Here is a 22330-nt window from a genome sequence, read left to right on the forward strand (position 1 = left end):
GCACCCTTTTCCATCGAAACTCCCCCGATCCAAAGAAATTACACGGGAAGAAATACGCCGGACCAGCAATTGCGGATCCGGCGCGTCTCATCAAATCTTATGAACTCTTGAACTTGTTCACATATTCCGTACGGACAGCCGCATACCAAGGAGCCTGCGGAGGCCAGGGGTTTAAGTTGCTAAGTGAGTCACCCGGGTAAGCATCCGCGAAATTTTTCTTATACGCATCGCCCGCGAATTGATCAGCCCCGAGAACTGGTGAGTTATACCCGTGGGAGTCAATGGCCTTGCCGGCGTTCTTGGCGTCATAGGAGAATTTGATGAATTCATAGACCTGATCCATATTCTTTGCACCGATCGGCAACGACATGCCATCAACCCATGCCATCGCGCCTTCAACGGGCGCCTGATACATAACCGGATCACCTGCGGTTTTTAGCGACATTGGTGGACCATCCCAGGTCTGGCCGACAACAACACCTTCATTCAGCAGGCCATTTTTCTGGGTGTCCGCATCATTCCAAAGAAGCTTGATGTTCTTCTTGCGCGCGATACACCAATCCGTCACTTTTTCCCAGATCGGCCGCATGGTTTCTTCAGATTCATATGCTTTCCACATATCGCCCGGGTTAAGCTCACCGGTTGTCTCCATATACAAACCGGCGCACAGCATCATGGAGTGCGGGCGGCCCATGGTCTTGCCGGCATTCTCCTCAGCCCAGACATCCCCATAGCTCGGTGCGGCGCCAGCAGGTGCCCATTTATCCGTCCGCCAGGCAATGCCTTCCGTTCCCCAAATATGCGGGAGCCAGTGAGACCCTTTGCCTCCAAAATCCCAGTCCTTCGTCCCAATGGCGGCCATCGTCGGGTTGACCTTTTCAACCGGCACCCGGCCCATATCCCAGGGTTGCAGCAGTTCCAGCGGACCCCATTCCAGGCCCTGATTATTCGTCGGCGAAACAATGTCAAAACCCTGACCTTTGTTTGCCTTCATCTTGTTGATGATTTCCTCGTTCGAGCCAATGCCCGTATAATTGATTTTAATACCAGTTTCTTTTTCAAAGTCCGCAATGAATGGTTCCGGCAAATAATCTGACCACATCAGGATGTTAATTTCCCCGGAAGAGGAAAATGCATTTTTGACAATTGCGGGTCCGGCAACGGTAAATGCGCCAACGGCAGTCGCGGTTTTCAAGACATTCCGGCGGCTGACTGATTTTGCCGACTTTCCATTTGCCTGAGTGGGTTTCTGTGATTTCACGGTCATTCTATACTCCCTTATTTCATAAGCTTTAAGATCTTTAGTAAATGAACGGGTTTAGCGACGCTTTTATTACAAATGGATTACGACAGGAAACGTACGATTGGCTCCTTCATGGTCATGATAGCGGAAAACACAGTAATTAAAAATATTTTTGTCATATAGACACAAATATATTTTGCACTGCAGAAAACTAGATTTATTGCAATAAATTCAATTCTTTAATCTAAAGAAACATCTTAACCCAAAGGCGTGCCTAATGCTCCGCAGCAATGGCCTCCAAGACTGAGGAAACATTGGTTTTCGCCGATGCTAGATTAACTCGGACATTGCCTCCGCCGCGATTTCAAAGGCGCGAAGCCGCGCCTGATGATCAAAAATCTGCGCCGTCAATATAATCTCATCCGCGTCCGTTTCAGCTTTGAATTCCCGTAGCCGCTCCGACACATCTTTTGCGTCACCAAGCGCCGTGTAGGTCATAAAACGAGAGATCGCCGCCTTTTCCTGTAGCCCGAGTTGATCGGCAAATCCCTCTATCGGCGGCGGTAGCCTGATTGGCATACCCCGTGCCAGGCCCAATACACCCTGCATCAGGGAGGTAACAATAATATCCGCCTGTTCTCTCGTATCGGCAGCCTGCAGGTTCATCGCCGCCATGACATAGGGCCTGTCCAGCTGCGCAGAAGGTTTGAAGTTCTGCCGATAGACATGGAGCGCCTGCCTCAAATCGGTCGGCGCAAAGTGGGAAGCAAACGCGTAGGGTAATCCAAAATGCGCCGCCATTTCTGCACCATAAAGGCTGGAGCCGAGAATCCACAACGGCACTTTCAGTCCAGCGCCCGGAACCGCCTGGATCCTTTGGCCGGGTTCCGGATCGGCAAAATACTGCTGCAGCTCCAGGACATCCCGCGGAAATGTGTCCACGTTCGCGTTCAAGGAACGCCTTAACGCCTGCGCGGTCAGCCCGTCTGTTCCGGGGGCGCGACCGAGACCCAGATCGATTCGGTCCGGATAAAGTGAGGCGAGCGTTCCAAACTGTTCGGCGATGACCAAAGGCGCATGATTGGGCAACATGACCCCACCAGAGCCTATCCGTATCGTCTTCGTATGGGCGCCGACATGGGACAGCAGAACCGCGGTCGCGGCACTAGCGATACCGGGAATATTATGATGCTCCGCCAGCCAGTAGCGATTGTACCCCAGCCTCTCCGCCAGTTGCGCGATTTCCACGGAATTCCTGAACGATTGCGTCGCATCGCTGCCTTCAGTGATTGGGGCGAGATCCAGTACGGACAATAGAGTCATAACGACACACCGTTCTTGTTTTTCATGAGTTCTGCTGCTCGGTTGCTTCTATGGGTGGTTAGGTACAGGTTGGTTTCACTCGCGTTGATACCATCGATTCTTCGTATCTGTCTCAGTACCTGATCCAGGTCCGACAGGGTCTCCGCGCCAAATTCAACGATAAGGTCCCAGCGACCGTTTGTCGAATGGATCGTCTGGATTTCGGGAAAACCGCGCAAACGTGAGATTATGCGCTCATCCCCCTTGCCTTCAATTTCTATCAATGTGATGCCGCGCACCGGAATATCCGCGAGGTCTTCCTTAAGCACCACCGTAAAACCAAGTATTTCCTCGTCTGCGATCAGCCTGTCAAGCCGCGTGCGAACAGTCGCACGCGAGAGTTCCAGCCTTGAGGCCAGTTCGGAAATCGACGCGCGGGCATTCTGCCGGAGCACAGCGACCAGTTTTTGATCTGTTTCATCCATATTGAAAACTCTACATTACCAATTTGCATAATTCAATGTGCAAATATGTCAATATTTGCCGTTGTTTCCGCCAGTTATATGAATGAAGTTATCATTATGGCGAACAATTTGCCGGAAAGAAGTCAGAATGATGGAAAAATCTATTTTACTCATCGGCGTCCCGGCGGATCAAGGCAGTCGGCGCGCCGGTTGTCTTATGGGGCCGGATTCCCTAAGAACCGCAAATATCGCAAGGAGGCTTTCGCGCCTCGGATATGAGGTATTGGACGACGGAAATATTACCGCAGCTCCGGCGGACGAGATTCTTCATACAAATCCGAATATCCATCATCTGGCCGATTATGCGGCTCTAATTCACAAGCTGGACCAGTATTGCGCAACAACTCTTACGAACAATCATATTCCTGTTTTTATGGGCGGTGATCATTGCATCGCTGCCGGTATTTTACCTGCCTTAGCCCGGACCAGTGAAAACACAGGACAGGAGCAGTTCGTTCTTTGGCTCGATGCCCATACCGATTTCCAGACGCTGGAAAGTACAGATACGGGTAATTTGCATGGCACTCCTGTCACCTACATTATCGGGGACCCAAGCTTTGACGGTGTCATTCCAGGGCCATCCACAACCATTAAGCCCGAGAATATCTGCATGATGGGTATTCGTTCCGTCGATCCGGCCGAACAGGCACGTATCGCGCGCACCGGGATAGACATTCACGATATGCGCGCCATCGATGAGTTTGGCGTGGCCGCACCGCTCAGACGCTTTATCGATCGGGTGCGCCGCGCGAATGGTCGCCTCCATGTCAGTCTCGATGTTGACTTTCTGGATCCCGACATCGCTCCCGCAGTGGGAACAACGGTATCTGGCGGCGTCAGTCACCGTGAAGCGCATCTGATTATGGAAATTCTGTATGACAGCGGTCTGGTCACGTCGCTCGACATTGCAGAGCTCAATCCATTTCTCGATGTTCACGGCAAGACCAGCGAACTGATTGTCGACCTCGTCGCCAGCCTGTTCGGGCAACGTGTTTTGGATACTCAACGCAGGAGCATATAATTATGGCCATTCATCCGCCAAAAGACATCAATATCGTTCCCTTTGTCAGTGTCGATAATATGATGAAGCTGGTTCTTGATATTGGTATCGAAACATTCCTGGTCGAGCTTGCCGGATTTATTGAAGAGGATTTCAAGCGATGGGAACTTTTTGACAAGACGCCTCGCGTTGCCTCCCATTCACCGGAAGGCGTCATCGAGCTGATGCCGACCAGCGACGGCGAGGTATATGGCTTCAAATATGTCAACGGTCATCCGAAAAACACTCGAGACGGCCTGCAGACCGTCACCGGTTTCGGGATGCTCTCCAATGTCGACAATGGTTATCCGGTTCTGTTTTCTGAAATGACCATATTGACAGCCCTTCGTACCGCCGCGACCTCCGCCCTTGCCGCAAAATATCTGGCCCCCCAGAACGCCAACTGCATGGCAATTATCGGCAATGGCGCACAGTCTGAATTCCAGGCCATGGCCTTCAAGGCGCTTCTTAACGTGAATAAATTACGCCTTTTCGATATCGACCAGCAGGCAACCGAGAAATGCAGGCGCAATCTTTCCGGCATGGGATTTGACATTTCGTCTTGCCAAACGGCGGAAGAGGTCGTGGAGGGCGCACAGATAGTCACCACTGTCACTGCGGACAAGCAATATGCAACGATTCTGACAGACAACATGGTTGGTGCAGGCATTCACATAAATGCAGTTGGTGGCGACTGTCCCGGCAAAACGGAACTGCACCCAGATATCCTCCTACGCTCGGATATTTTTGTTGAATATCCCCCGCAAACTCGGATCGAGGGGGAAATCCAGCAGCTATCCAAAGATCATCCCGTAACGGAACTCTGGCGTGTTTTCGCGGGGAAGGAAAAGGGGCGGCAACGTCCGGATCAGACAACGCTGTTCGACTCGGTCGGGTTCGCCACGGAGGATTTCTCTGCCCTTCGGTATGTGCGCAGCAAACTCCCCGGCACGAGCTATTTCGACAGCCTAGATATGCTGGCCGATCCAGATGATCCGCACGACCTTTTTGGCATGATCCTGCGGGCCGCCAAGGCCGCCTGACGCAAAAGTGTTATGGAGTGATCCGTTTCGCCTTGTATTCTGAGGCATTGAGAGATACTGTCTGTCCAACTTTTTTTACTAGGATATTACGACTATTTCCAGATTATCAGAGTCGGCTCAGGCCTCACAGCCTTCAGCCGACAAATTGCACGCGGATATTGCCTCTACAAGAAAATACGATAACAATTGGGCAAAAGTAGCTCGAACCTACGCCAATCCGGACGCAAAGCGCAGCATTCTACAATTACTGACCACACTCGTTCCACTAGTCATTCTCTGGGCTAGCATGATTGTCGTTGTGGACGATGTGTATTGGGTGGCGCTATTGCTTTCCATTCCAGCGGCGGCGTTCACCGTCCGACTTTTCATAATTCAGCATGATTGCGGGCATCATTCTTTTTTCCGGTCACCGCGCCTTAACGACCTGGTTGGTCGGTTAATTGGCGTCATTACGCTCACCCCCCATGAATATTGGCGGCGTTCCCATAACACCCATCACGCGACCTGTGGCAATTTGGAGAAGCGGGGAATCGGAGATATCAGTGTACTGACTGTTGCCGAATACCAGGCATTAAGTCGTTGGCGGCGTTTCCTGTACCGTATTTACCGGATGCCCGCAGTGATGTTGGGTATCGGCCCCCTGTATCTTTTCGTAATCAAGTACAGGTTTCCGCTTGATTTGGTCCGGCAACGGCCTGCCCTGCTGATCGGCATTATGGGGACAAATATCGGGATTGTGGCGCTCACTCTGGTCCTCGGCTTCAGTTTCGGATTCATCGATATCCTGAAGGTGCAGCTGCCCATCGTGCTGCTATCTTCTACGGCAGGTGTCTGGCTTTTCTATGTGCAGCATCAGTTTGAAGATACCTATTGGCGGAAAAAGGAGAACTGGAACATCCACGAAGCCTCAGTGATGGCGAGCAGCTATTATGATCTCCCTCAGCCTCTTCGTTGGTTTTCCGGCAACATTGGAATTCACCACATCCATCACCTTTCCTGCCGCATCCCGAACTACCGTCTCGGAGCGTGCCTGGCGGAATTGCCCGCGCTGAAATCTCTAAACCGTATCAGCCTGCGAGAAAGCTTTGCCTGCTTGCGACTCGCACTCTGGGATGAAAATACTCAGCGCCTGGTTTCCTTTAAGTGCGTTCGAAAACTTTCGACCTCGTCATAAGCGGCGATCGACCTCCCTTTTGAACAACGCCAAAAATACCCATTGAAATTATCTGCATATGCAGATATATAGTCGGTATGACCGAAAATACGGACCGTGAATTCAAGTCTACCTGCAGCGCGTCGCTCTTTCGTAAAGCCGCGCGCCGCATTACGCAGATTTACGATCAACTGCTGGAACCTTATGGCTTAACGATTACACAGTATGGGTTGCTTGGTCACCTGAAACATTTCGACGGCATCAGTGTTGGCGCTCTTGCCGAAAAGCTCGTGATGGATCCAACTACTCTAACCCGGAACTTACGGCCGCTTGAAAGAAAAGGATATGTCACGCTCACCCAGGACGACAAGGATCGACGCAGCCGCAATTTGAACCTTACAGACTCTGGACGGAAGATATTTTCCGCCGCGCGACCGGGATGGGAAGCTGCGCAGGAGAGAATAGAAAATGTTCTTGGATCGGAAGACAGCCGCCTGTTGGCCACGAAAATAGATCGCATGATCGAAGATCTTAGGGAATGAATTTTTTTAGCCGTATATCTGCATATACAGCCATTATAGAAAGAGTCACCGATGACAACTGAAACCTCATCTCCTGCTGTTGCGGCCAGCCCCAATGCTCTGTTGACGGCGCCAATCCTTGGCACTTTGGCGCGACTTAGTGTTCCGAATATTCTAGCGATGTCAGCCGCAGCGGTTGTTGCTATCGCGGAAACCGCTTACGCTGGGCAGCTCGGTATTTCCGCTTTGGCGGGACTTGCGCTCGTATTTCCGATGGTCATGCTTCAGCAGATGATGTCTGCAGGCGCGATGGGAGGGGGCGTTTCCTCCGCCATCAGCCGGGCTCTCGGTGCAAACGATGACCGGCGCGCCGAGCAACTTGCCTTTCATGCAGTAATCATTGGCGCGATGGCTGGCCTCCTTTTCGGTGTCTTTTTTCTGTTATGTGGCGAGTATGTCTATCGGCTCCTTGGGGGATATGGTGTGGTTATCACCGAGGCGCTGGCTTATTCCAATATCGTTTTCCTTGGGGCGATTGGTCTCTGGTTGACCAATACGCTTGCGTCCATCATTCGCGGCAGCGGGGACATGAAAATTCCGTCTATTACCTTGCTAGCGGTTGCTTTATCGCAGTTTATATTAGCAGGTGCATTCGGGCTGGGCTGGGGCCCATTTCCGGCTCTTGGAATGGTGGGCATTGGTCTTGGCCTGGTTATCGCCTTCAGCGTCTCTACCCTTTTCTTATTGTGGTATCTGGTCTCCGGTCGGGCGCGCGTTAAACTGACGGTAAGAGGCATCAAGCTTAAGACGGAGATGTTTCAGGATATACTCAAAGTGGGTGCAATTTCTTGTATCTCTCCCTTGCAAACCGTCCTCACTGTCCTCATCCTGACCCGGCTAATCTCGGAATTCGGTGTAGAGGCTCTGGCGGGATACGGAATCGGTGCTAGGCTGGAATTCCTGTTGGTCCCAATCGCCTTTGCAATAGGTGTTGCCTGTGTCCCAATGGTCGGCATGGCCATTGGCGCAAATAATGTCGCCCGGGCGCGGAAGGTGGCATGGACTGGTGGCATTTGCGCCGGAATATTGATTGGGTCTATTGGCTTCTTGGTCGCCCTTTTTCCCGATATCTGGACAGGAATGTTCACGGATGTTCAACCTGTCATGAAATCTGCGGGGCTGTATTTTGCCTGGGTCGGTCCTTTCTATGGTCTGTTTGGTCTCGGGTTGTGCCTTTACTTTTCCTCGCAAGGCGCGGGTAAGGTCCTCGGCCCCGTTATCGCCGGCACAATTCGCCTTGTCGTTGTTGCGCTGGGCGGCTGGATTCTGGCAACAAACGCCATGCCCGAATGGACAATCTTTGCGCTGATTGGGGGTGCGATGGCAATTTATGGTGCGGCAACCGCGCTGGCTGTATATGTTGTACGCTGGTAACCCTAAAAACAATTTGTGATACGTCCGGCTGATCCTGCCGACGTTGCGGGACAGTTTGCATGATTTCATTTTTCCTGGCCGTTTTCTTTCTGGTCATAACTCCCGGACCGGGTGTTCTTTCAACCGCCGGGGTTGGCTCTGCTTTTGGGCGCACGGCGGGCCTTCGTTATGTGACTGGCCTTTTTGTTGGTAATAACCTCGTGGCTCTTGCCGTTGTGTCTGGCCTGGCGGCAATCGTTCTTGCCGTACCGGTCGTCCGGAATATCCTGCTGGTGCTGTCCCTCGTTTATCTTCTTTATCTCGCTTTCAGGATTGCCACGGCAGGCGCAAAAATTGCCTTTATCGAGTCAGCCCGTGAGCCGGGAATTTTTGCTGGTATCGCGCTACAGCTGATTAACCCCAAGGCCTATGCCGTCAACACGACCCTGTTTACCGGATTCCCATTTTTTGCCGATGCGTTGGCGTGGGAAACAATCTTAAAATTCGCGCTTCTCAATGTTATTTGGGTTCCAGTCCATTTATTGTGGCTGACGGCGGGGATCATGATCAAACGATTGGAATTATCCCCGCGGATCCAGTTTCGGATTAACCTTATGATGGCGGTCGCGATGCTTGCTGTTGTCACCCTTGCCCTGTTTGCCAATTTCTAGGCGTTTAATCGGATAGTTTCAGCGTTACCGGCCAAAGCCAGCAAGGTCAGGAAGCCAAAGCGCAAGTCCGGGAATCAGAATTACCAACGCGAGCCCCCCGAGAAGTAGAAGTACATAGGGTACAGAGCCAAGAATCACGTCAATTAGCGGCGCATTGGCAATTCCCTTTATCACAAAGAGGTTCATCCCGACCGGCGGCGTGATCAGCGCAAGTTCCAGATTAATCATGAGCAGAACGCCATACCAGATCAGATTGACATCAAGCTGAACCAGGATCGGGAGCACAATCGGCGTCGTAATCAAAATGATAGAGATTGTCTCCAGAAACATGCCCAGAATGAGAATGACGAACATGACGACTAGGATAAATCCAAGCGGCGACAGCCCAAGTGTCACCACTCCCTCCATCAATTCGATGGGCAGGCGGATAATCGTGACAGCCCGACTGAATAACGCAGCAGAACCAAGGATCATGAAGAGCATGGTTGTCGTTCGGACGGTCTCATAAGCGGTCTCCGCAAGTTCCTTCAGACCGAAATTGCGATAGACGAGCGCACCGACAAGAAGGGCGTAGATACATCCAATTGAAGCGGCTTCAGAAGCTGTGAAAATACCAAGATATATCCCGCCCAGAACCAGCGGGGGCATGGAAAGTGACCAGAAGGATTTCCCTACCGCCTTTATAGCTTTTTTCCAGCCAACCCAGTCGGCTCCCTTAGTGTCACCCCGATAATATGCCTGTGAAATGCAAAAGATGGCGAATATCACCGCCATCAGGATCCCCGGAATAAAGCCCGCCATGAAAAGCGCGCCGATCGACGTCTCCGACACAATGGCATACAGGATCAAGGGGCCTGAGGGGGGAATTAGGATACCAAGGGTGCCCCCAGCCACGATAACGCCATAGGCATCGCGGGCACGGTAACCAAAACGGCGCATCTGGGGAATGGCACTGGAACCTATTGTGAGGGCCGTCGCCACGGAGGACCCGGAAATAGCCGCGAATATTGTACAGGAGAGTACGGTTGCCACCCCCAATCCGCCCTTGAAATGCCCGACCAGAGTATTTGCCGCGTCATAAAGGTCGTCCACGACCTTCGACTTGATCATCACATGCGCCATAAAAGCAAACATGGGAATGGCCGTAAGAATGCCGTTATCAAGTTTCGCAAAGAATGTATCCGCTACACTGGAGATACTCCCTTCCGTCAGGAGCATTATTATGACGGACGCTACACCCAGCCCGACAAAAATTGGAATACCTGTCAGCAGCAAAAGGACGAGGAGGAGCAGAACGAGAAACGTCGACACTAGTCGTCTCCCCGTTTAAACAAACTTTCCCCGCCACGAGCGACAGAGATTAAGAACAAGAGACCCGCGCCAAAAAGCAAAAATGACTGGGGTATCCAGAGAGGTGCTTCAAGATATCCACTTGAGTAAACACCGATCGTATAGGAGAACTTCACCGCCTCCCATGTGCTGATGAAGATAATGGCCGCCAGAAATGCGGTCGCAATGTAGCTCCATAATCCAAGCGCCTTCTTACGTTTTCCCGTCGCTTTTGAGGTAAGTAAATCGACGCTGATATGTTCTCCGCGCCGAAGGGTTTCCGCAGCCCCCAGCATGACAATAGCGACCACCAGAAAGCCGGACATTTCATCGGTCCAGGTCAGGGGCGTTCCCAGCACATAACGCTGAAATACGCTATAGCCCGTCATCAACAGCGTGAAGACAACCAGCACCGCGCTGAATACAGCGGCACCAAAGGAAAGATACTCAATGACGCGGATAAATACGGAAGAGGAGTATGCCACCTCTTCCGAAGTATTGTCCTTCATATCCATAACGGACGCAGCAACTTCAGGCTAGTTCAACAGGTCGAGAAGTTTCTTGCCGTCCGCTCCTGATGCGTCGCTAAACGCCTCATAAAACGCCGGAGCCATGACGGCCTTCAAAACCTCGATATCCTCATCTGTTGCAATATGGACCTTCATCCCCTTTGCCGCCAATTCGTCCGGGGCGCTGGCAGCTGACGCTTCCGAGGCTTCAATTGCCCAGACCGCCGCTTTCTTGCCGGCTTCATCCACTGCCATCTTGCCCTTATCGGATAGGCCATCATACCAAGCAGGATTGACATAGCCGTGGAAGTAGATGCTGAAAAGCGGAAGGATGGTCACATGATCCTGCACTTCGTAATATTTACGGGATACTGCCGCCGATACATCCGTAAGCCCGGCATCAATTACCCCTGTTGACAACGCCTGGTAGACCTTGCTTCCTGACATCGCGGACGGTGCTGCCCCCATCGCAACAAACCCTGCATCCGGGACTGGCCCCAAACCACGAATTTTAACGCCTTCGAAATCCGCCGGCTTGATCAGTGGCTTACCGTTTGACGTGATGGCCGTGCTGCGTGTTGTGAAAAGCCAGACAACGTTCTTCACACCCTTTGTCAGCAGTTTCTCTTCCAGGAAGTTGGCCGCCTCTGATCCATCCCACTTTTGAAGTGCTTCCAGGCTGCTGACCGCAAACGGGCCAAGCGTCACATTCATCAGCGGCAGGGTCTTGCCCCATTGCGGGTTAATTGAAAAAGCGCAATCGATATCTCCCTTGGCAACGGCTGTCGCATTTTCCTTAGCGCCAGTCAGACTGTTGGCACCGAATACCTGAACGTCTATTTCCCCGTCCGACAGGGTTTCGATTTCCGCTGCCCACTGGTCGATAACTTTAGCAATGTGATGTGCAGGCGGTAATTGGTGGCTGCACCGCATCTCAGTCGCGGCCACAGCCGCATTCATTCCACTGAACGTGCCGAGCACAGCCGTAAACACTACTGCCAAATTGAATAATTTTCTCATAACTCCCTCCCTCAAGGTTATTATCTTTGTATCTTCTCTCACTATTACGCAATTGTTCGTCAAAAAACAGCCTGTTTTATTTTTGGGAAAGTCCCAATTCTTTCAGGATGTCATCTGTATCCGCACCAAGGGCTGGTACATGCAAACCCTCTCCAAGCGCCTCTCCATCCAGCTCCAGTGGCAATGTCGGCGCACGGTATGTCTTTCCGTCGCTGTCCTCGAAATGCACAAGACCGCCGTCGCGCAGGACATGCGGATCATTAAACAGGTCTTCCGGGCTGTTGATCGGGGCGAAGGGGATACTGAGATGATCGAGTTTCGTGCTTAACGCCTCCATGGAAAAATTCCGAATTTTCTCGGCTACTTTCGGGATTGTCCAGGAACGTGCCTCGATGCGGTCCGTCGCTGTGCCAAGACGGTCATCCGATAGAAACTCTGCAAGATCATATGTTTCACAAAATGCTTTCCAGTGACCATCGGTGACAACCGCGATAAAAATTTTCTGACCATCGCTGGTATCAAATATATCATAGACCGGCCAGGCGTGTGTCCGCTCCGGCATGGGTGTCGACGGCACACCTGTCATCTCGAATTGCACCATATGCTGGGCAACAGAGAAAAGGCTGTTTTCAAAAAGCCCGATGCGGATATTCTTGCCGCGCGCTGTCTTGTCTCGTTCACGCAAGGCAGCCAGGATGCCTATGACACCGAACATGCCGCCCATAATATCATTAACCGAAGAGCCAACACGCAGCGGACGCGCCCGGGTTCCGGTCATCATGGCAAGCCCTGACATCATCTGTACCACCTCATCAAGGGCGGGACGATGCTGATACGGTCCTGACAAAAACCCCTTGTGACCGGCGATGATCAATGACGGATGCCTTTCAAGCAACTGCTCTGGCGCAAGCCCCTGTTTGGCTAGAAGGCCATCCTTGAAATTCTCCAGAAACACATCGGCAGTATCGAGTAGCTTGTGAAGGGTTTTCTGGTCTTTTTCTTCGGAGAGATCCAGGACCAGACTGCGCTTTCCCCGGTTGAAGAGCGGGAAAAACGCCGTCCCCATTCCCTTAAGACTGCGGGTCTTGTCCCCCTTCGGCGGCTCTACCTTGATCACCTCGGCTCCCAATTGGGAGAGGATCATGCCGCATGTCGGCCCCATCACCATGTGGCTCATTTCAATGACCCGGATTCCAGTTAATGGCAAGGCGCCGCTCATCTTTATCTTCCTTTGTCTGTGATTTTAAGAAGGGCAACGCATACGGTAGTGCAACAGAAAAACAGTTAAAAGGCCTAACTTACTCAGGATCGGTGGAAGACGGCTTGTAATCCGATTGTTGCGCCGGGCACGCCCGCAATTTATCTAGATCACATTTCCTTCACGCGCTTTGCAGAAGGATCATACATCGGCTCCAAGGAGGGGATTGCTTTTATGCGGCGACCGGCTATTTCGATCTCATAATTGGATGCAAGAACCTCGGCAGGCTTTTCCCCCTTACAGGGAACATAGCCGAGGCCGACTGCGGCTCCGAGCGTATGCCCATAGCTTCCCGACGTAAGAGATCCGACCACCTCGCCATCACGAATTATAGTTTCATTGTGGAACAACAAGGGCTCCGGATCTGTCAGGAGAAACTGCAAAAGCCGGCTGTGTGGCCCGCTCTCCTTGCGTGCAAGTACTGCTGCGCGCCCAATAAAATCAGGCTTTGTTGCTTTCACGGCGAACCCTAGACCTGCATCTATAACATGATCTTCCGAAGTTATATCGTGTCCAAAATGGCGAAATGCTTTTTCTATTCGACAGCTATCCATCATATGCATCCCGCATAGTTTAAGATCGAGCTGTTCTCCCGCCGCCATCAATGTCTCGAATACATGATTCGCCATATCTGTGGAAACATAGATTTCCCAGCCGAGTTCCCCGACATAGCTCACCCGGTGTGCCCGGGCGAAGCCCATGCCAACTTCTATAGTCTGGGCCGTACCGAACGGGTTGTGATCATTCGAAAAATTATTCGGGCTGACCAATTCCAGGAGCTTGCGGGCATTGGGCCCCATCACCGCCAGTGTTGCCTCACCCGCGGTCACATCTGTGATCACCACTCGGAAATCCTTGCTTTGACGTTCCAGCCAACGTTGATCGGCAGGTCTGGTCGCGGAAGGTGTAACCACGAGATAGGCGGTTTCGGAAAGACGGGTCACGGTGACATCCGCCTCAATGCCCCCCGCCTCGTTAAGAAACTGCGTATAGACGATTTTGCCGATTGGCACAGTGTAATCGCCGCCGCCCACGTAATTCAGGAATTTTTCCGCGTCCGGCCCTTCGACCCTTATCTTGCCGAAGGAGGACATGTCATACATGCCGACATTCTCACGGACTACTTTATGTTCTGCCGCCGCATTTTCAAACCAGTTCTGCCGCTTCCAGCTATAGTGATAACGGCGCTCCTGACCGGAATTGGCGAACCAGTTGGGCCTTTCCCATCCTGCCGCCTCGCCCATCACCGCCCCCTGCGCGAGCATGTCCTGATGGAAAGGGGACCGGCGAATGCCACGGGCGGTCGCTTTCTGGCGAAAGGGAAAATGATCCGCATACAACAGTCCGAGCGTTTCCTTCGACCGCTCGAACAAATACTGACGGTTCCCTTGAAAAGGCTGCATCCGGGCGATATTCACATCCCCCAGATCAAATGGCTTCGTGCCATCCTCCATCCATTGGGCGAGTGCCATACCGGCACCACCCGCGGACTGAATACCGATAGAGTTGAACCCGGCCGCGATCCAGAAATTATCAAGTTCCGGCGCGAGACCGAGATGGTAGGCATCGTCGGGTGTGAAGCTTTCCGGACCATTGAAGAAGGTATGAATGCCGGCCTCTGCCAAAATCGGCATCCTGTTAACGGCATCACCAAGGATAGGTTCAAAATGGTCAAAATCCTCGGGCAGCTGATCAAACTCGAAACTTTCCGGAATGCCTTTCATACCCCAAGGCTTGGCCACCGGCTCAAATGCACCAAGCAGTATTTTCCCGGCATCTTCCTTATAGTAGGCGCATTCATCCGGCACCCGAAGGACTGGCAATTGCGGCAGGTCCTTGATACTCTCTGTCACGATGTAGAAATGTTCGCAGGCGTGCAGCGGGACATTAACCCCGGCCAGCCGACCAACTTGATGCGCCCACATTCCTGCGCAATTAACGACCATTTCCGCCTCTATATAGCCGTTTTCGCCTTCCTCTGATTGCCAGTCAACGCCCGTTGCCAGGCGTCCGCTAACTCGAATATCTGTAACCTTGACCCGCTCCCTGATAAGAACACCGCGCTGACGTGCGCCCTTCGCCATGGCAAGGGCGATATTGCCCGGATCCCCCTGACCGTCGCGGGGCAGCCAAATGGCGCCAACAACTCCGTCAGTATTGAGATGCTCGTATCGCGCTTTCACTTCAGAAGGGCTAATTTCTTCCACTTCCACACCGAACGCGCGGGCCATGGAGGCCTGACGCAATATTTCCTCTTTCCGTTCCTCGGTAAGGGCAACTGTAATGGAACCGGTTTCACGTAGGCCGGTCGAGACTCCCGTCTCTTCCTCTAGCCGTGCGTAGAGATCGCGGCTGTATTTCGCGAGCCGCGTCATATTTTTTGAAGCTCGCAATTGGGCGATAAGGCCAGCCGCATGCCAGGTTGTCCCCGAAGTAAGCTGCTTTCGTTCCAGGAGGACGACATCCCGCCAACCGAGTTTGGCCAGATGATAGGCAACCGAACATCCGATCACACCTCCACCGATGATAACAACACGGGCTTTTTTGGGTAGCTCACTCATAGGCAATTCCCGGACTTATTATTGAATTTCCTGCTCAGACGGGTGATTAAAGATATGCGACTATTGCTGAGAATTCCATCTTACTTCTTTACCGTTTTCAGAATTTATTTCTTATTTCGACAGTCAGGCTGCCTAACGCAAATTACCTTTCTATAATAAAATGTGAAAGAAGACGTAATAAAAGACGGTGTTAATATTTTGACGCCGCAGAACAGAAGGGGGCGCTGAACTGCCGTCCGTCCCTCCCGAATTTCTTCATTCATGGCACCGCTTTTCCGTCCCGGAAAGTGAATAAAATAAATAGAAATTCAAATCTTCGAAGGCTAGCCCAAAATAATCAAACCATAAATTGCCACTCATAATAGTTTTTATTGCAATATTCATCCACTATATTAGCGTTAGTTAAATCTAGTTCGTGAAGCGCTTGGCACGCAAGGGTCGCAACTAGCGTCACCGCCTTAATGCGTTGGAAAATAGCAGCTTACACCCACATGAAATCAATATGATAGCACCTTAATACACACATCTATTTTTCTAATATAATGACCAAAAAAATTGATAGTACGAATTTAATTGAAGATATAAAGATCTTTTGTTAGGCTTTAAAAACTAGGGCATTTTATTGATTCAAACGACTATATATTTCGGACAATAACAAACCAATTTAAACCTATCAATATTTGTTTTTACTTTAATTTTTTACTTATTATTGTAAAAAATGCAGGGGGTTTATTTTGGGTTCTAGTGATTTTACTACATCATACTCCTCAGCAGCGTCCATCAAACCTCCGGACGTCATTCAAATCCCTTTTGATGACCTATCGGGAATTATATTCAGAAAACTAGAGGATCATCTCGTTATCACCGGGAGTGATGATAGTAGCATTGTCTTGCGGAAATATTTCTTGACCCAATCTGAACGGGAACAGCCAATTATCCAAATTGGAACAAGCGGTCCTTTCCTGACGGTTCAAAAAATTATCAATCTAATTGAAAATACTGGCGATACACTGTTTGAGTCGGAGGAAGATAAGCGTTCAATAACCGGTGCCAAATTCAGCGAGTTCGATCCAGGTGAAATCAACGGTGGATTAACCATTAGCGATCTGCTGAATGCAACAGAACTAACATTTCCCTATATTAGTAACGAAAAGAAGGCGGACGGAAGCCTCGCCGGCAATCTCGGCTCCGGCGACACGCTCGCCGGCACCGCCGATCTCGTGCCTCCGACCCTCACCATCGCCGCCGCCGATTTCGATCTCGCCGAGGGCGAAGCCACCGCCGTCACCTTCGAGTTCTCCGAGGACGTCGCCGGCTTTACCCAATCCGATGTCACTCTCACCGGCGGCACCCTCTCCGATTTCACCCAGGTCGATGGCAACAGCTGGACCGCCACCTTCACCCAGGCCGGTGCCGACGCTCCCAGCATCGCCGTCGATGATGACACCTATACCGATCTCGCCGGCAATCTCGGCTCCGGCAACACGCTCGCCGGCACCGTCGATCTCGTGCCTCCGACCCTCACCATCGCCGCCGCCGATTTCGATCTCGCCGAGGGCGAAGCCACCGCCGTCACCTTCGAGTTCTCCGAGGACGTCGCCGGCTTTACCCAATCCGATGTCACTCTCACCGGCGGCACCCTCTCCGATTTCACCCAGGTCGATGGCAACAGCTGGACCGCCACCTTCACCCAGGCCGGTGCCGACGCTCCCAGCATCGCCGTCGATGATGACACCTATACCGATCTCGCCGGCAATCTCGGTTCCGGCAACAGCATTGGAGGAGTATCCGTTGCGGACCAGTCGGCAACCGTGTCAGATGCGGATATTGTCAGTATTGCGAGCGGACAGATTTCCGTCGCCGATAGCCAGGGAGATCCCCTAACCGTCGAAATGTCCGCCCCGGCCTCTGCGCTCTTCTCTGGCGGGGAAGCCATCTCCTGGACAGGCGATGGAACCCAGCTACTAATCGGCAGCACGGTATCGAACGGTGAGATCCTGCGCCTTACAATAGATAACTCAGGCAACTATCAAGTAACCCTTTCCCAGGCCCTGGACCATCCGGAAGGGGGTGGCGTGACTGCACTCGAATTTGCCGTCACCGTCAGAGCCTCCGACGCGAGTGCAACGGCGAGCGGCAACCTGATAATATCCGTGGAGGATGACATTCCGGTCGCCGCTGGTATTGCCCAGTTCACCATCAATTCGGCGCCAACCACCGTCAGTTCCAGTGTCGTAGACAGTTACGGTGCCGACGGGGGATCAATTGCCCAGGTGAGAATGGACGGATATACCTACAGCTATGATGCGGACACTGACAGCATCACCCAGTCCGGCAGCTCCGAAACGGCGAGTGGATATACCTATGATACCGGAACCAACACCCTTACCATCGAGAATGTCAAAGGCGAAACCCTGAGCGTCAATGTCCTGACGGGTGATTATAGTTTCACGGCATCTGGGGTTTCCGGAGTCAGCCCCGTCGCCAATATCGCGCCAGAAGTCGGGGTAGATGACCCGGGTAACCTTCTCGGGATCGTCGCCGCCGACGTCCTTGGATTGATCGACCTTGGAAACAACCAGTTTTTCACCGCAACAGACATCAATAACAATATCGAAAGCGTCGTTATCACATATTCCACGCTGATCGGCCTGGGATCCTTCGAGTTTAATGCCTCCCAGAATCTCGCCGCGGACCTCGGGCTAGATGTAAGTATCGTGAATAGCAGCTTTTTGACGGCCGCTTCATCCGAGTTGACCATCACCGCGCTTGATGGCGGTACGATTGACAATGCCAAGCTCAATGAATTGCTGGGAACCGTCACCTTTGATTCCGGTTTGCTGACAGTCGATCTTCTCAATTCAATTACCATTTCAGCAACCGATACCGGCGGCCTGAGTGATTCAGTTGGTGCCGGTACACTTCTGAACGCGTCACTTCTGCAATCAACACCGCCGTCCGAAATTATTGAGGGCAGCAATGGGCCGGACACCCTGACAGGAGACGCTTCCGACAACCGTCTCTACGCTTATGGCGGAAACGATACGGTGAACGGCGGAGACGGTAATGACATCTTGCGCGGCGGTAGCGGTGATGACAGCCTTTCTGGGGACGCGGGTAACGACATCCTGATCGGGGGACGTGACGACGATACGCTGACCGGTGGGACGGGTATAGACATCTTCCTTTGGGAGGAAGATGACCAAGGCATACCTGCTGCACCTGCGATAGATACAATCACGGACTTCGATAATTCTGCGCTCGCTGCCGGTGGCGATGCTATCGATCTTGGCGACCTCCTCGAAGGAGAGGGACATATCGGGACGAATCCGGGAAATCTCGCAAATTATCTCCATTTCGAGACGAGTGGGACGGACACGATCCTGCATATCAGCACAACAGGTGCATTCCTCGGCGGCTTTAACTTGGCCGATACGGATCAACAAATCCTGTTTCAGAACATAGACCTGGTTGGTGATGCCCTGTCAGACCAGGAGATCATCGCGAACCTGCTTTCAAGGGGCAAACTGATTGCGGATGAGGCCACAAGCGATACGGTGTTGCTGGGTGGATATACAGATGCCGACTTCGTCCTCACTGACAATGACGGGGATACGGCAACCACCACAACTCGCTTTGACAGCACCGGCCGGGCACCGCCGGGTGGCGGCAATAGCGCCCCGGAGGTTCAAGTGTCCGGCGCCTTCCTGAATTTAATTGATCTCGGCGCACAGGATCTTAATGCCCTTGATGTAGACGGCAATCTGGAGCGAGTGATTGTCCGCTATATGCCGTTGGTCAGCGCCGGCCTTACGCCGCTCACCCTGAGCGCCTCAACGGACCTCGCAAACGAACTTGGACTGACCGTGACGATCGAGAACGACGCAGGTATTCTCGGACTGGTCGCTCCCTCGTCTATCCTGACAATTACGGCGACCGATAATGGTACGATCGATAATCTTTCCATTAACGAACTATTGGCGACAGTCCAGTTTAACCAGAACTGGCTAATTGACGGTATCGATGTCCTTAATGCGACAACCATAACCGGTATCGACAGCCTCGGCGCATCGTCCACAGACACGCTGGCAACCTTGCTCGGCGGCGGCGTCCTCAGCCTGTTGAACTCTTCCACCGGCGTTCAGACCGGCACAAACGGGAGTGACGTCCTTACAGGAACAGGGAGCGCTGACCGGCTTTATGGTTTTAGTGGCGATGACTCCCCGTCGGGCAATGCAGGCATCGACCTCCTCCGCGGGGGGGCCGGTACAGATACGCTTTATGGCGGAGAAGGTGATGATGCACTTGAGGGCGGTGCGGATGCCGATATCTTCCTGTATGTCAACGTCACTGATGGCAATGACTATCTTCTGGATTTCGATTTCCTCGGTGAAGGAGACATGGTTGATCTCGATACTCTTTTCGACAACCTCGGGATCAACACCCCCGGCACGGCCGCCAATGATCGTGCGGCACTGATAGAGCTTGATAACAGCAGTGATCCCGGAAACACCATATTGACGATTAATGGCGTCTCGGGATTCTCAATTACAATGGTGGGGGATCTAGGCACCGATACGTCTAATCTCGGCACAATCGGAATTTTTGTCGGAGATGAAAGCTGAAAAATCCGATCAGTGCTGCACAATCAACATTCAGTTGGAAAAATAAACGCGCTTCCCGCCAGTACGGCATTTGGACAAGTTCACTTTTGATAACACCAATTGCTTCAGGAGAGATATTGAAATTTCTTGGGATAAAATATCAGAGGAAAAATCAGGGCCAACTCACGGTCGATGATATCGAATACACAAGAACTGAAAAATAAAGGTTTCTGAGTGTAAAAATACTAGAATCAAATCGAGCGCCGCATGGGAAATGCGGCGCTCTCTTTTACAGTCCTTCTAGGATGCTTGTTCTCTTTCGAACTCTTCGAGCATGGTTTCGGCCTGTTCTTCGGCCACTCCGTAATTCTCCTGGATTTTCCCCAGAAAGACCTCACGGTTACCATTAATCTCGTCCAGATCATCATCCGTCAGCTTGCCCCATTTTCTTTGGGCCTCGCCTTTGATCTGTTTCCATTTACCTTTCAGGATATCTTCATTTACCATTTTGACGTCCTTTCGGTTAGTTCCAATACACTCAGTTTGTCGCTGATTTGTAATTGGTGATCAGCGAAGACTTCTTTTCAGCAAGGGTGTATTTGTATTCATCCTCATCTACCTTGATGAGCTTCGCGTTGTCATAGGCCAAGCTTACCTCTTCGCCACCGAAGCCGAGGATTTTATCAAACCCTACGATCAGCTGGCTGGCTTGACCGTCCTTAAAGGTGATGTCGTCGATTTCACCCATTTTCTCATCTTTCGCGTTCACAAGTTGAGCATCGAGAAGTTTTTCCACGCTGTATGCGTTTTCAGGCATGATACGGACATTCTCGCCCATGTCTTTTCGGTCAAAGGAAAACTCCGCTGCGCGCTCAATGGTTTCTTCCGTAAGAGGCATGACCAAATCGCCATCCGCATTCATTTTAACCATTGCGTCATAGTCAAATGCCGCGAGCTTACCCAGGCCGAAGAAGTCTCCGTCACCGACAATTACCATGATGGCTTTGCCGTCCTGGTTGAGGATAACGTCCTCTACGACTCCGACCCGTTCGTCCTTAAAGTTATAGACGGGCTCGCCGATAATGCCTGTCGCCGTTGTACGTGGGTCAACCTTAACCTCATCGATATCGAGCTTGCTGTCATTGTCGCTGAAGACAAAGGCTTTGAAATCCCTGTAGGCTTCCTTTGTTGCGTCGGATGCGTCCTCGGCAGTTTCCTTGACGGCCTCCTTGGTTTTATCCCAGCCTTCTTTAACCTTCTCTGTGGCTCCTTCAGACTGCCCGGTAGTTTCTTTGGTCTGCATCGTCGCTGCACTAGACGAGCTATCGTCCGATTTTACAGTTCCAGCAAGTGCCGGCGCAGCGCTCATAAGGGCGATGATCGATACTGTTGCTAAAAATTTCTTTTGCATGATTCAATCCTCTCATTGTGTTCACTAGCAGTTACACCGATGACCAACAACGGAGACGCGGAAAGGTTCCAACTTTTTGGAACTTTTTTTTCGCCGACCTGTTGGTTGACGTACAGAAGCGAAGGAAACACAAGACGAGAAAAGGCTAATCATGCCAAGTACAACGGTAGAGATGCTCAATGATCTCATCAACATGTGCGAAGACGCACGTAATTTTTATGCTAACGCGTCGTATCAGGCAACCAGCCAGAGGTGGAGAGAAGTTTTCCGAAAAATTGCATCAACGCGCGAGAGCATCATCATTAACCTAAAATCACATCTCAACTCGATGGTTGGTGAATTAGCGGAAGACGGCTCTCCTGCTGACCCATCATCAAATATATTCAAACTTCGGAATACCGACATAAACAACGGGGATCTCGCTTTAGTTGAGAATCTGGAAAAAGCGGAAAATGAAACCCTGAGAAAGTTCCGGCAAGCAATCGAAAGCGAACCACCCGCCGCGACAGTAAATATAATTGAGCGACAGATGCAGATCCTCAACGAGACCCATTCGCATATGAAATTCCTCAGGCAAAGTCTTGGGAAGGCTGCATAAGCTCAAGGTCCTCAATTTCTTGTCAAGTATCCAGTGGATTAATGCCTATCCAATACATTGACATAAATTGAGATTGTGAAGACTGTTTCTGTTAGACTTAAATATACATCTGTCTGGCAAATTTCGAAGGT

18 protein-coding genes are annotated in these 22330 nt (G+C 51.6%); 8 read left to right on the top strand and 10 right to left on the bottom strand.

Annotation, left to right across the window (positions count from 1 at the left end; translation table 11 throughout):
* Positions 1-97: 97 nt before the first annotated feature.
* The 3 genes from J0X12_RS17005 to J0X12_RS17015 form a co-directional block, all read right to left on the bottom strand.
* Complete coding sequence (locus J0X12_RS17005) at positions 98-1267, bottom strand: extracellular solute-binding protein (protein WP_207047640.1); 1170 nt, start codon at positions 1265-1267, stop codon at positions 98-100.
* A gap of 306 nt (positions 1268-1573) precedes the next feature.
* A complete protein-coding gene (locus J0X12_RS17010) occupies positions 1574-2566 on the bottom strand; it encodes an LLM class flavin-dependent oxidoreductase (protein ID WP_207047641.1) in 993 nt (330 codons plus the stop codon).
* On the bottom strand, positions 2563-3030 hold the full coding sequence (locus J0X12_RS17015; RefSeq protein ID WP_207047642.1) for an Lrp/AsnC family transcriptional regulator: 468 nt from the start codon (positions 3028-3030) through the stop codon (positions 2563-2565). The genes J0X12_RS17010 and J0X12_RS17015 overlap by 4 nt, the downstream gene beginning before the upstream one ends.
* A 130-nt stretch (positions 3031-3160) precedes the next feature.
* Between J0X12_RS17015 and rocF the strand changes: the two genes are divergently transcribed.
* The 6 genes from rocF to J0X12_RS17045 all read left to right on the top strand — a co-directional run bounded on the left by rocF (position 3161) and on the right by J0X12_RS17045 (position 8909).
* Entirely contained in the window at positions 3161-4090 is a 930-nt protein-coding gene (gene rocF / locus J0X12_RS17020) for an arginase (protein WP_420497106.1), read from the top strand.
* Positions 4091-4092: 2 nt separating this feature from the next.
* A complete protein-coding gene (locus J0X12_RS17025; RefSeq protein ID WP_207047644.1) occupies positions 4093-5151 on the top strand; it encodes an ornithine cyclodeaminase in 1059 nt (352 codons plus the stop codon).
* A gap of 286 nt (positions 5152-5437) precedes the next feature.
* Positions 5438-6325: a fatty acid desaturase gene (locus tag J0X12_RS17030; RefSeq protein WP_207047645.1), complete on the top strand. Its 888-nt coding sequence runs from the start codon at positions 5438-5440 to the stop codon at positions 6323-6325.
* A gap of 77 nt (positions 6326-6402) precedes the next feature.
* Complete coding sequence (locus J0X12_RS17035; protein ID WP_207047646.1) at positions 6403-6846, top strand: MarR family winged helix-turn-helix transcriptional regulator; 444 nt, start codon at positions 6403-6405, stop codon at positions 6844-6846.
* A gap of 51 nt (positions 6847-6897) precedes the next feature.
* Positions 6898-8259 (top strand): MATE family efflux transporter, encoded by a 1362-nt coding sequence (locus J0X12_RS17040; RefSeq protein WP_207047647.1) that lies wholly within the window; start codon positions 6898-6900, stop codon positions 8257-8259.
* Positions 8260-8318: 59 nt separating this feature from the next.
* Positions 8319-8909, top strand: a complete 591-nt coding sequence (locus J0X12_RS17045; RefSeq protein ID WP_207047648.1) for a LysE family translocator — start codon at positions 8319-8321, stop codon at positions 8907-8909.
* Positions 8910-8933: 24 nt separating this feature from the next.
* Here J0X12_RS17045 and J0X12_RS17050 read toward each other — a convergent pair whose 3' ends face one another.
* From J0X12_RS17050 to J0X12_RS17070, 5 genes are all read right to left on the bottom strand, one after another.
* The gene (locus tag J0X12_RS17050) at positions 8934-10220 is read right to left on the bottom strand and encodes a TRAP transporter large permease (RefSeq protein WP_207047649.1); all 1287 of its coding nucleotides are present in this window, start codon (positions 10218-10220) and stop codon (positions 8934-8936) included.
* Entirely contained in the window at positions 10220-10747 is a 528-nt protein-coding gene (locus J0X12_RS17055) for a TRAP transporter small permease (RefSeq protein WP_207047650.1), read from the bottom strand. The genes J0X12_RS17050 and J0X12_RS17055 overlap by 1 nt, the downstream gene beginning before the upstream one ends.
* Positions 10748-10774: 27 nt before the next feature.
* Positions 10775-11767: a TRAP transporter substrate-binding protein DctP gene (gene dctP, locus J0X12_RS17060; protein WP_207047651.1), complete on the bottom strand. Its 993-nt coding sequence runs from the start codon at positions 11765-11767 to the stop codon at positions 10775-10777.
* A gap of 76 nt (positions 11768-11843) precedes the next feature.
* The gene (locus J0X12_RS17065; RefSeq protein ID WP_207047652.1) at positions 11844-12986 is read right to left on the bottom strand and encodes a CaiB/BaiF CoA transferase family protein; all 1143 of its coding nucleotides are present in this window, start codon (positions 12984-12986) and stop codon (positions 11844-11846) included.
* Between the two features lie 149 nt (positions 12987-13135).
* A complete protein-coding gene (locus J0X12_RS17070; protein ID WP_207047653.1) occupies positions 13136-15586 on the bottom strand; it encodes a GcvT family protein in 2451 nt (816 codons plus the stop codon).
* Between the two features lie 905 nt (positions 15587-16491).
* Here J0X12_RS17070 and J0X12_RS17075 point away from each other — a divergent pair.
* A complete protein-coding gene (locus J0X12_RS17075) occupies positions 16492-20211 on the top strand; it encodes a beta strand repeat-containing protein (RefSeq protein ID WP_207047654.1) in 3720 nt (1239 codons plus the stop codon).
* Between the two features lie 279 nt (positions 20212-20490).
* Here the strand turns inward: J0X12_RS17075 and J0X12_RS17080 are convergent, their stop codons facing one another.
* On the bottom strand, positions 20491-20697 hold the full coding sequence (locus J0X12_RS17080) for a CsbD family protein (RefSeq protein ID WP_207047655.1): 207 nt from the start codon (positions 20695-20697) through the stop codon (positions 20491-20493).
* 31 nt (positions 20698-20728) lie between these two features.
* The gene (locus J0X12_RS17085; RefSeq protein ID WP_207047656.1) at positions 20729-21601 is read right to left on the bottom strand and encodes a PRC-barrel domain-containing protein; all 873 of its coding nucleotides are present in this window, start codon (positions 21599-21601) and stop codon (positions 20729-20731) included.
* 151 nt (positions 21602-21752) lie between these two features.
* Here J0X12_RS17085 and J0X12_RS17090 point away from each other — a divergent pair, with 151 nt between their 5' ends.
* Positions 21753-22199, top strand: a complete 447-nt coding sequence (locus J0X12_RS17090; RefSeq protein WP_207047657.1) for a PA2169 family four-helix-bundle protein — start codon at positions 21753-21755, stop codon at positions 22197-22199.
* Positions 22200-22330 lie beyond the last annotated feature (131 nt).

It is taken from the genome of Sneathiella sedimenti, from assembly GCF_017313765.1.
In the GTDB taxonomy this organism is placed as follows: Bacteria; Pseudomonadota; Alphaproteobacteria; order Sneathiellales; family Sneathiellaceae; genus Sneathiella; species Sneathiella sedimenti.

Excerpts from the sequence above, each read along its gene's own strand:
- J0X12_RS17005 (WP_207047640.1), bottom strand. The coding sequence starts at position 1,267 with ATGACCGTGAAATCACAGAAACCCACTCAGGCAAATGGAAAGTCGGCA.
- J0X12_RS17010 (WP_207047641.1), bottom strand. The coding sequence starts at position 2,566 with ATGACTCTATTGTCCGTACTGGATCTCGCCCCAATCACTGAAGGCAGC.
- J0X12_RS17015 (WP_207047642.1), bottom strand. The coding sequence starts at position 3,030 with ATGGATGAAACAGATCAAAAACTGGTCGCTGTGCTCCGGCAGAATGCC.
- rocF (WP_420497106.1), top strand. The coding sequence starts at position 3,161 with ATGGAAAAATCTATTTTACTCATCGGCGTCCCGGCGGATCAAGGCAGT.
- J0X12_RS17025 (WP_207047644.1), top strand. The coding sequence starts at position 4,093 with ATGGCCATTCATCCGCCAAAAGACATCAATATCGTTCCCTTTGTCAGT.
- J0X12_RS17030 (WP_207047645.1), top strand. The coding sequence starts at position 5,438 with ATGATTGTCGTTGTGGACGATGTGTATTGGGTGGCGCTATTGCTTTCC.
- J0X12_RS17035 (WP_207047646.1), top strand. The coding sequence starts at position 6,403 with ATGACCGAAAATACGGACCGTGAATTCAAGTCTACCTGCAGCGCGTCG.
- J0X12_RS17040 (WP_207047647.1), top strand. The coding sequence starts at position 6,898 with ATGACAACTGAAACCTCATCTCCTGCTGTTGCGGCCAGCCCCAATGCT.
- J0X12_RS17045 (WP_207047648.1), top strand. The coding sequence starts at position 8,319 with ATGATTTCATTTTTCCTGGCCGTTTTCTTTCTGGTCATAACTCCCGGA.
- J0X12_RS17055 (WP_207047650.1), bottom strand. The coding sequence starts at position 10,747 with ATGAAGGACAATACTTCGGAAGAGGTGGCATACTCCTCTTCCGTATTT.
- dctP (WP_207047651.1), bottom strand. The coding sequence starts at position 11,767 with ATGAGAAAATTATTCAATTTGGCAGTAGTGTTTACGGCTGTGCTCGGC.
- J0X12_RS17065 (WP_207047652.1), bottom strand. The coding sequence starts at position 12,986 with ATGAGCGGCGCCTTGCCATTAACTGGAATCCGGGTCATTGAAATGAGC.
- J0X12_RS17070 (WP_207047653.1), bottom strand. The coding sequence starts at position 15,586 with ATGAGTGAGCTACCCAAAAAAGCCCGTGTTGTTATCATCGGTGGAGGT.
- J0X12_RS17080 (WP_207047655.1), bottom strand. The coding sequence starts at position 20,697 with ATGGTAAATGAAGATATCCTGAAAGGTAAATGGAAACAGATCAAAGGC.
- J0X12_RS17085 (WP_207047656.1), bottom strand. The coding sequence starts at position 21,601 with ATGCAAAAGAAATTTTTAGCAACAGTATCGATCATCGCCCTTATGAGC.
- J0X12_RS17090 (WP_207047657.1), top strand. The coding sequence starts at position 21,753 with ATGCCAAGTACAACGGTAGAGATGCTCAATGATCTCATCAACATGTGC.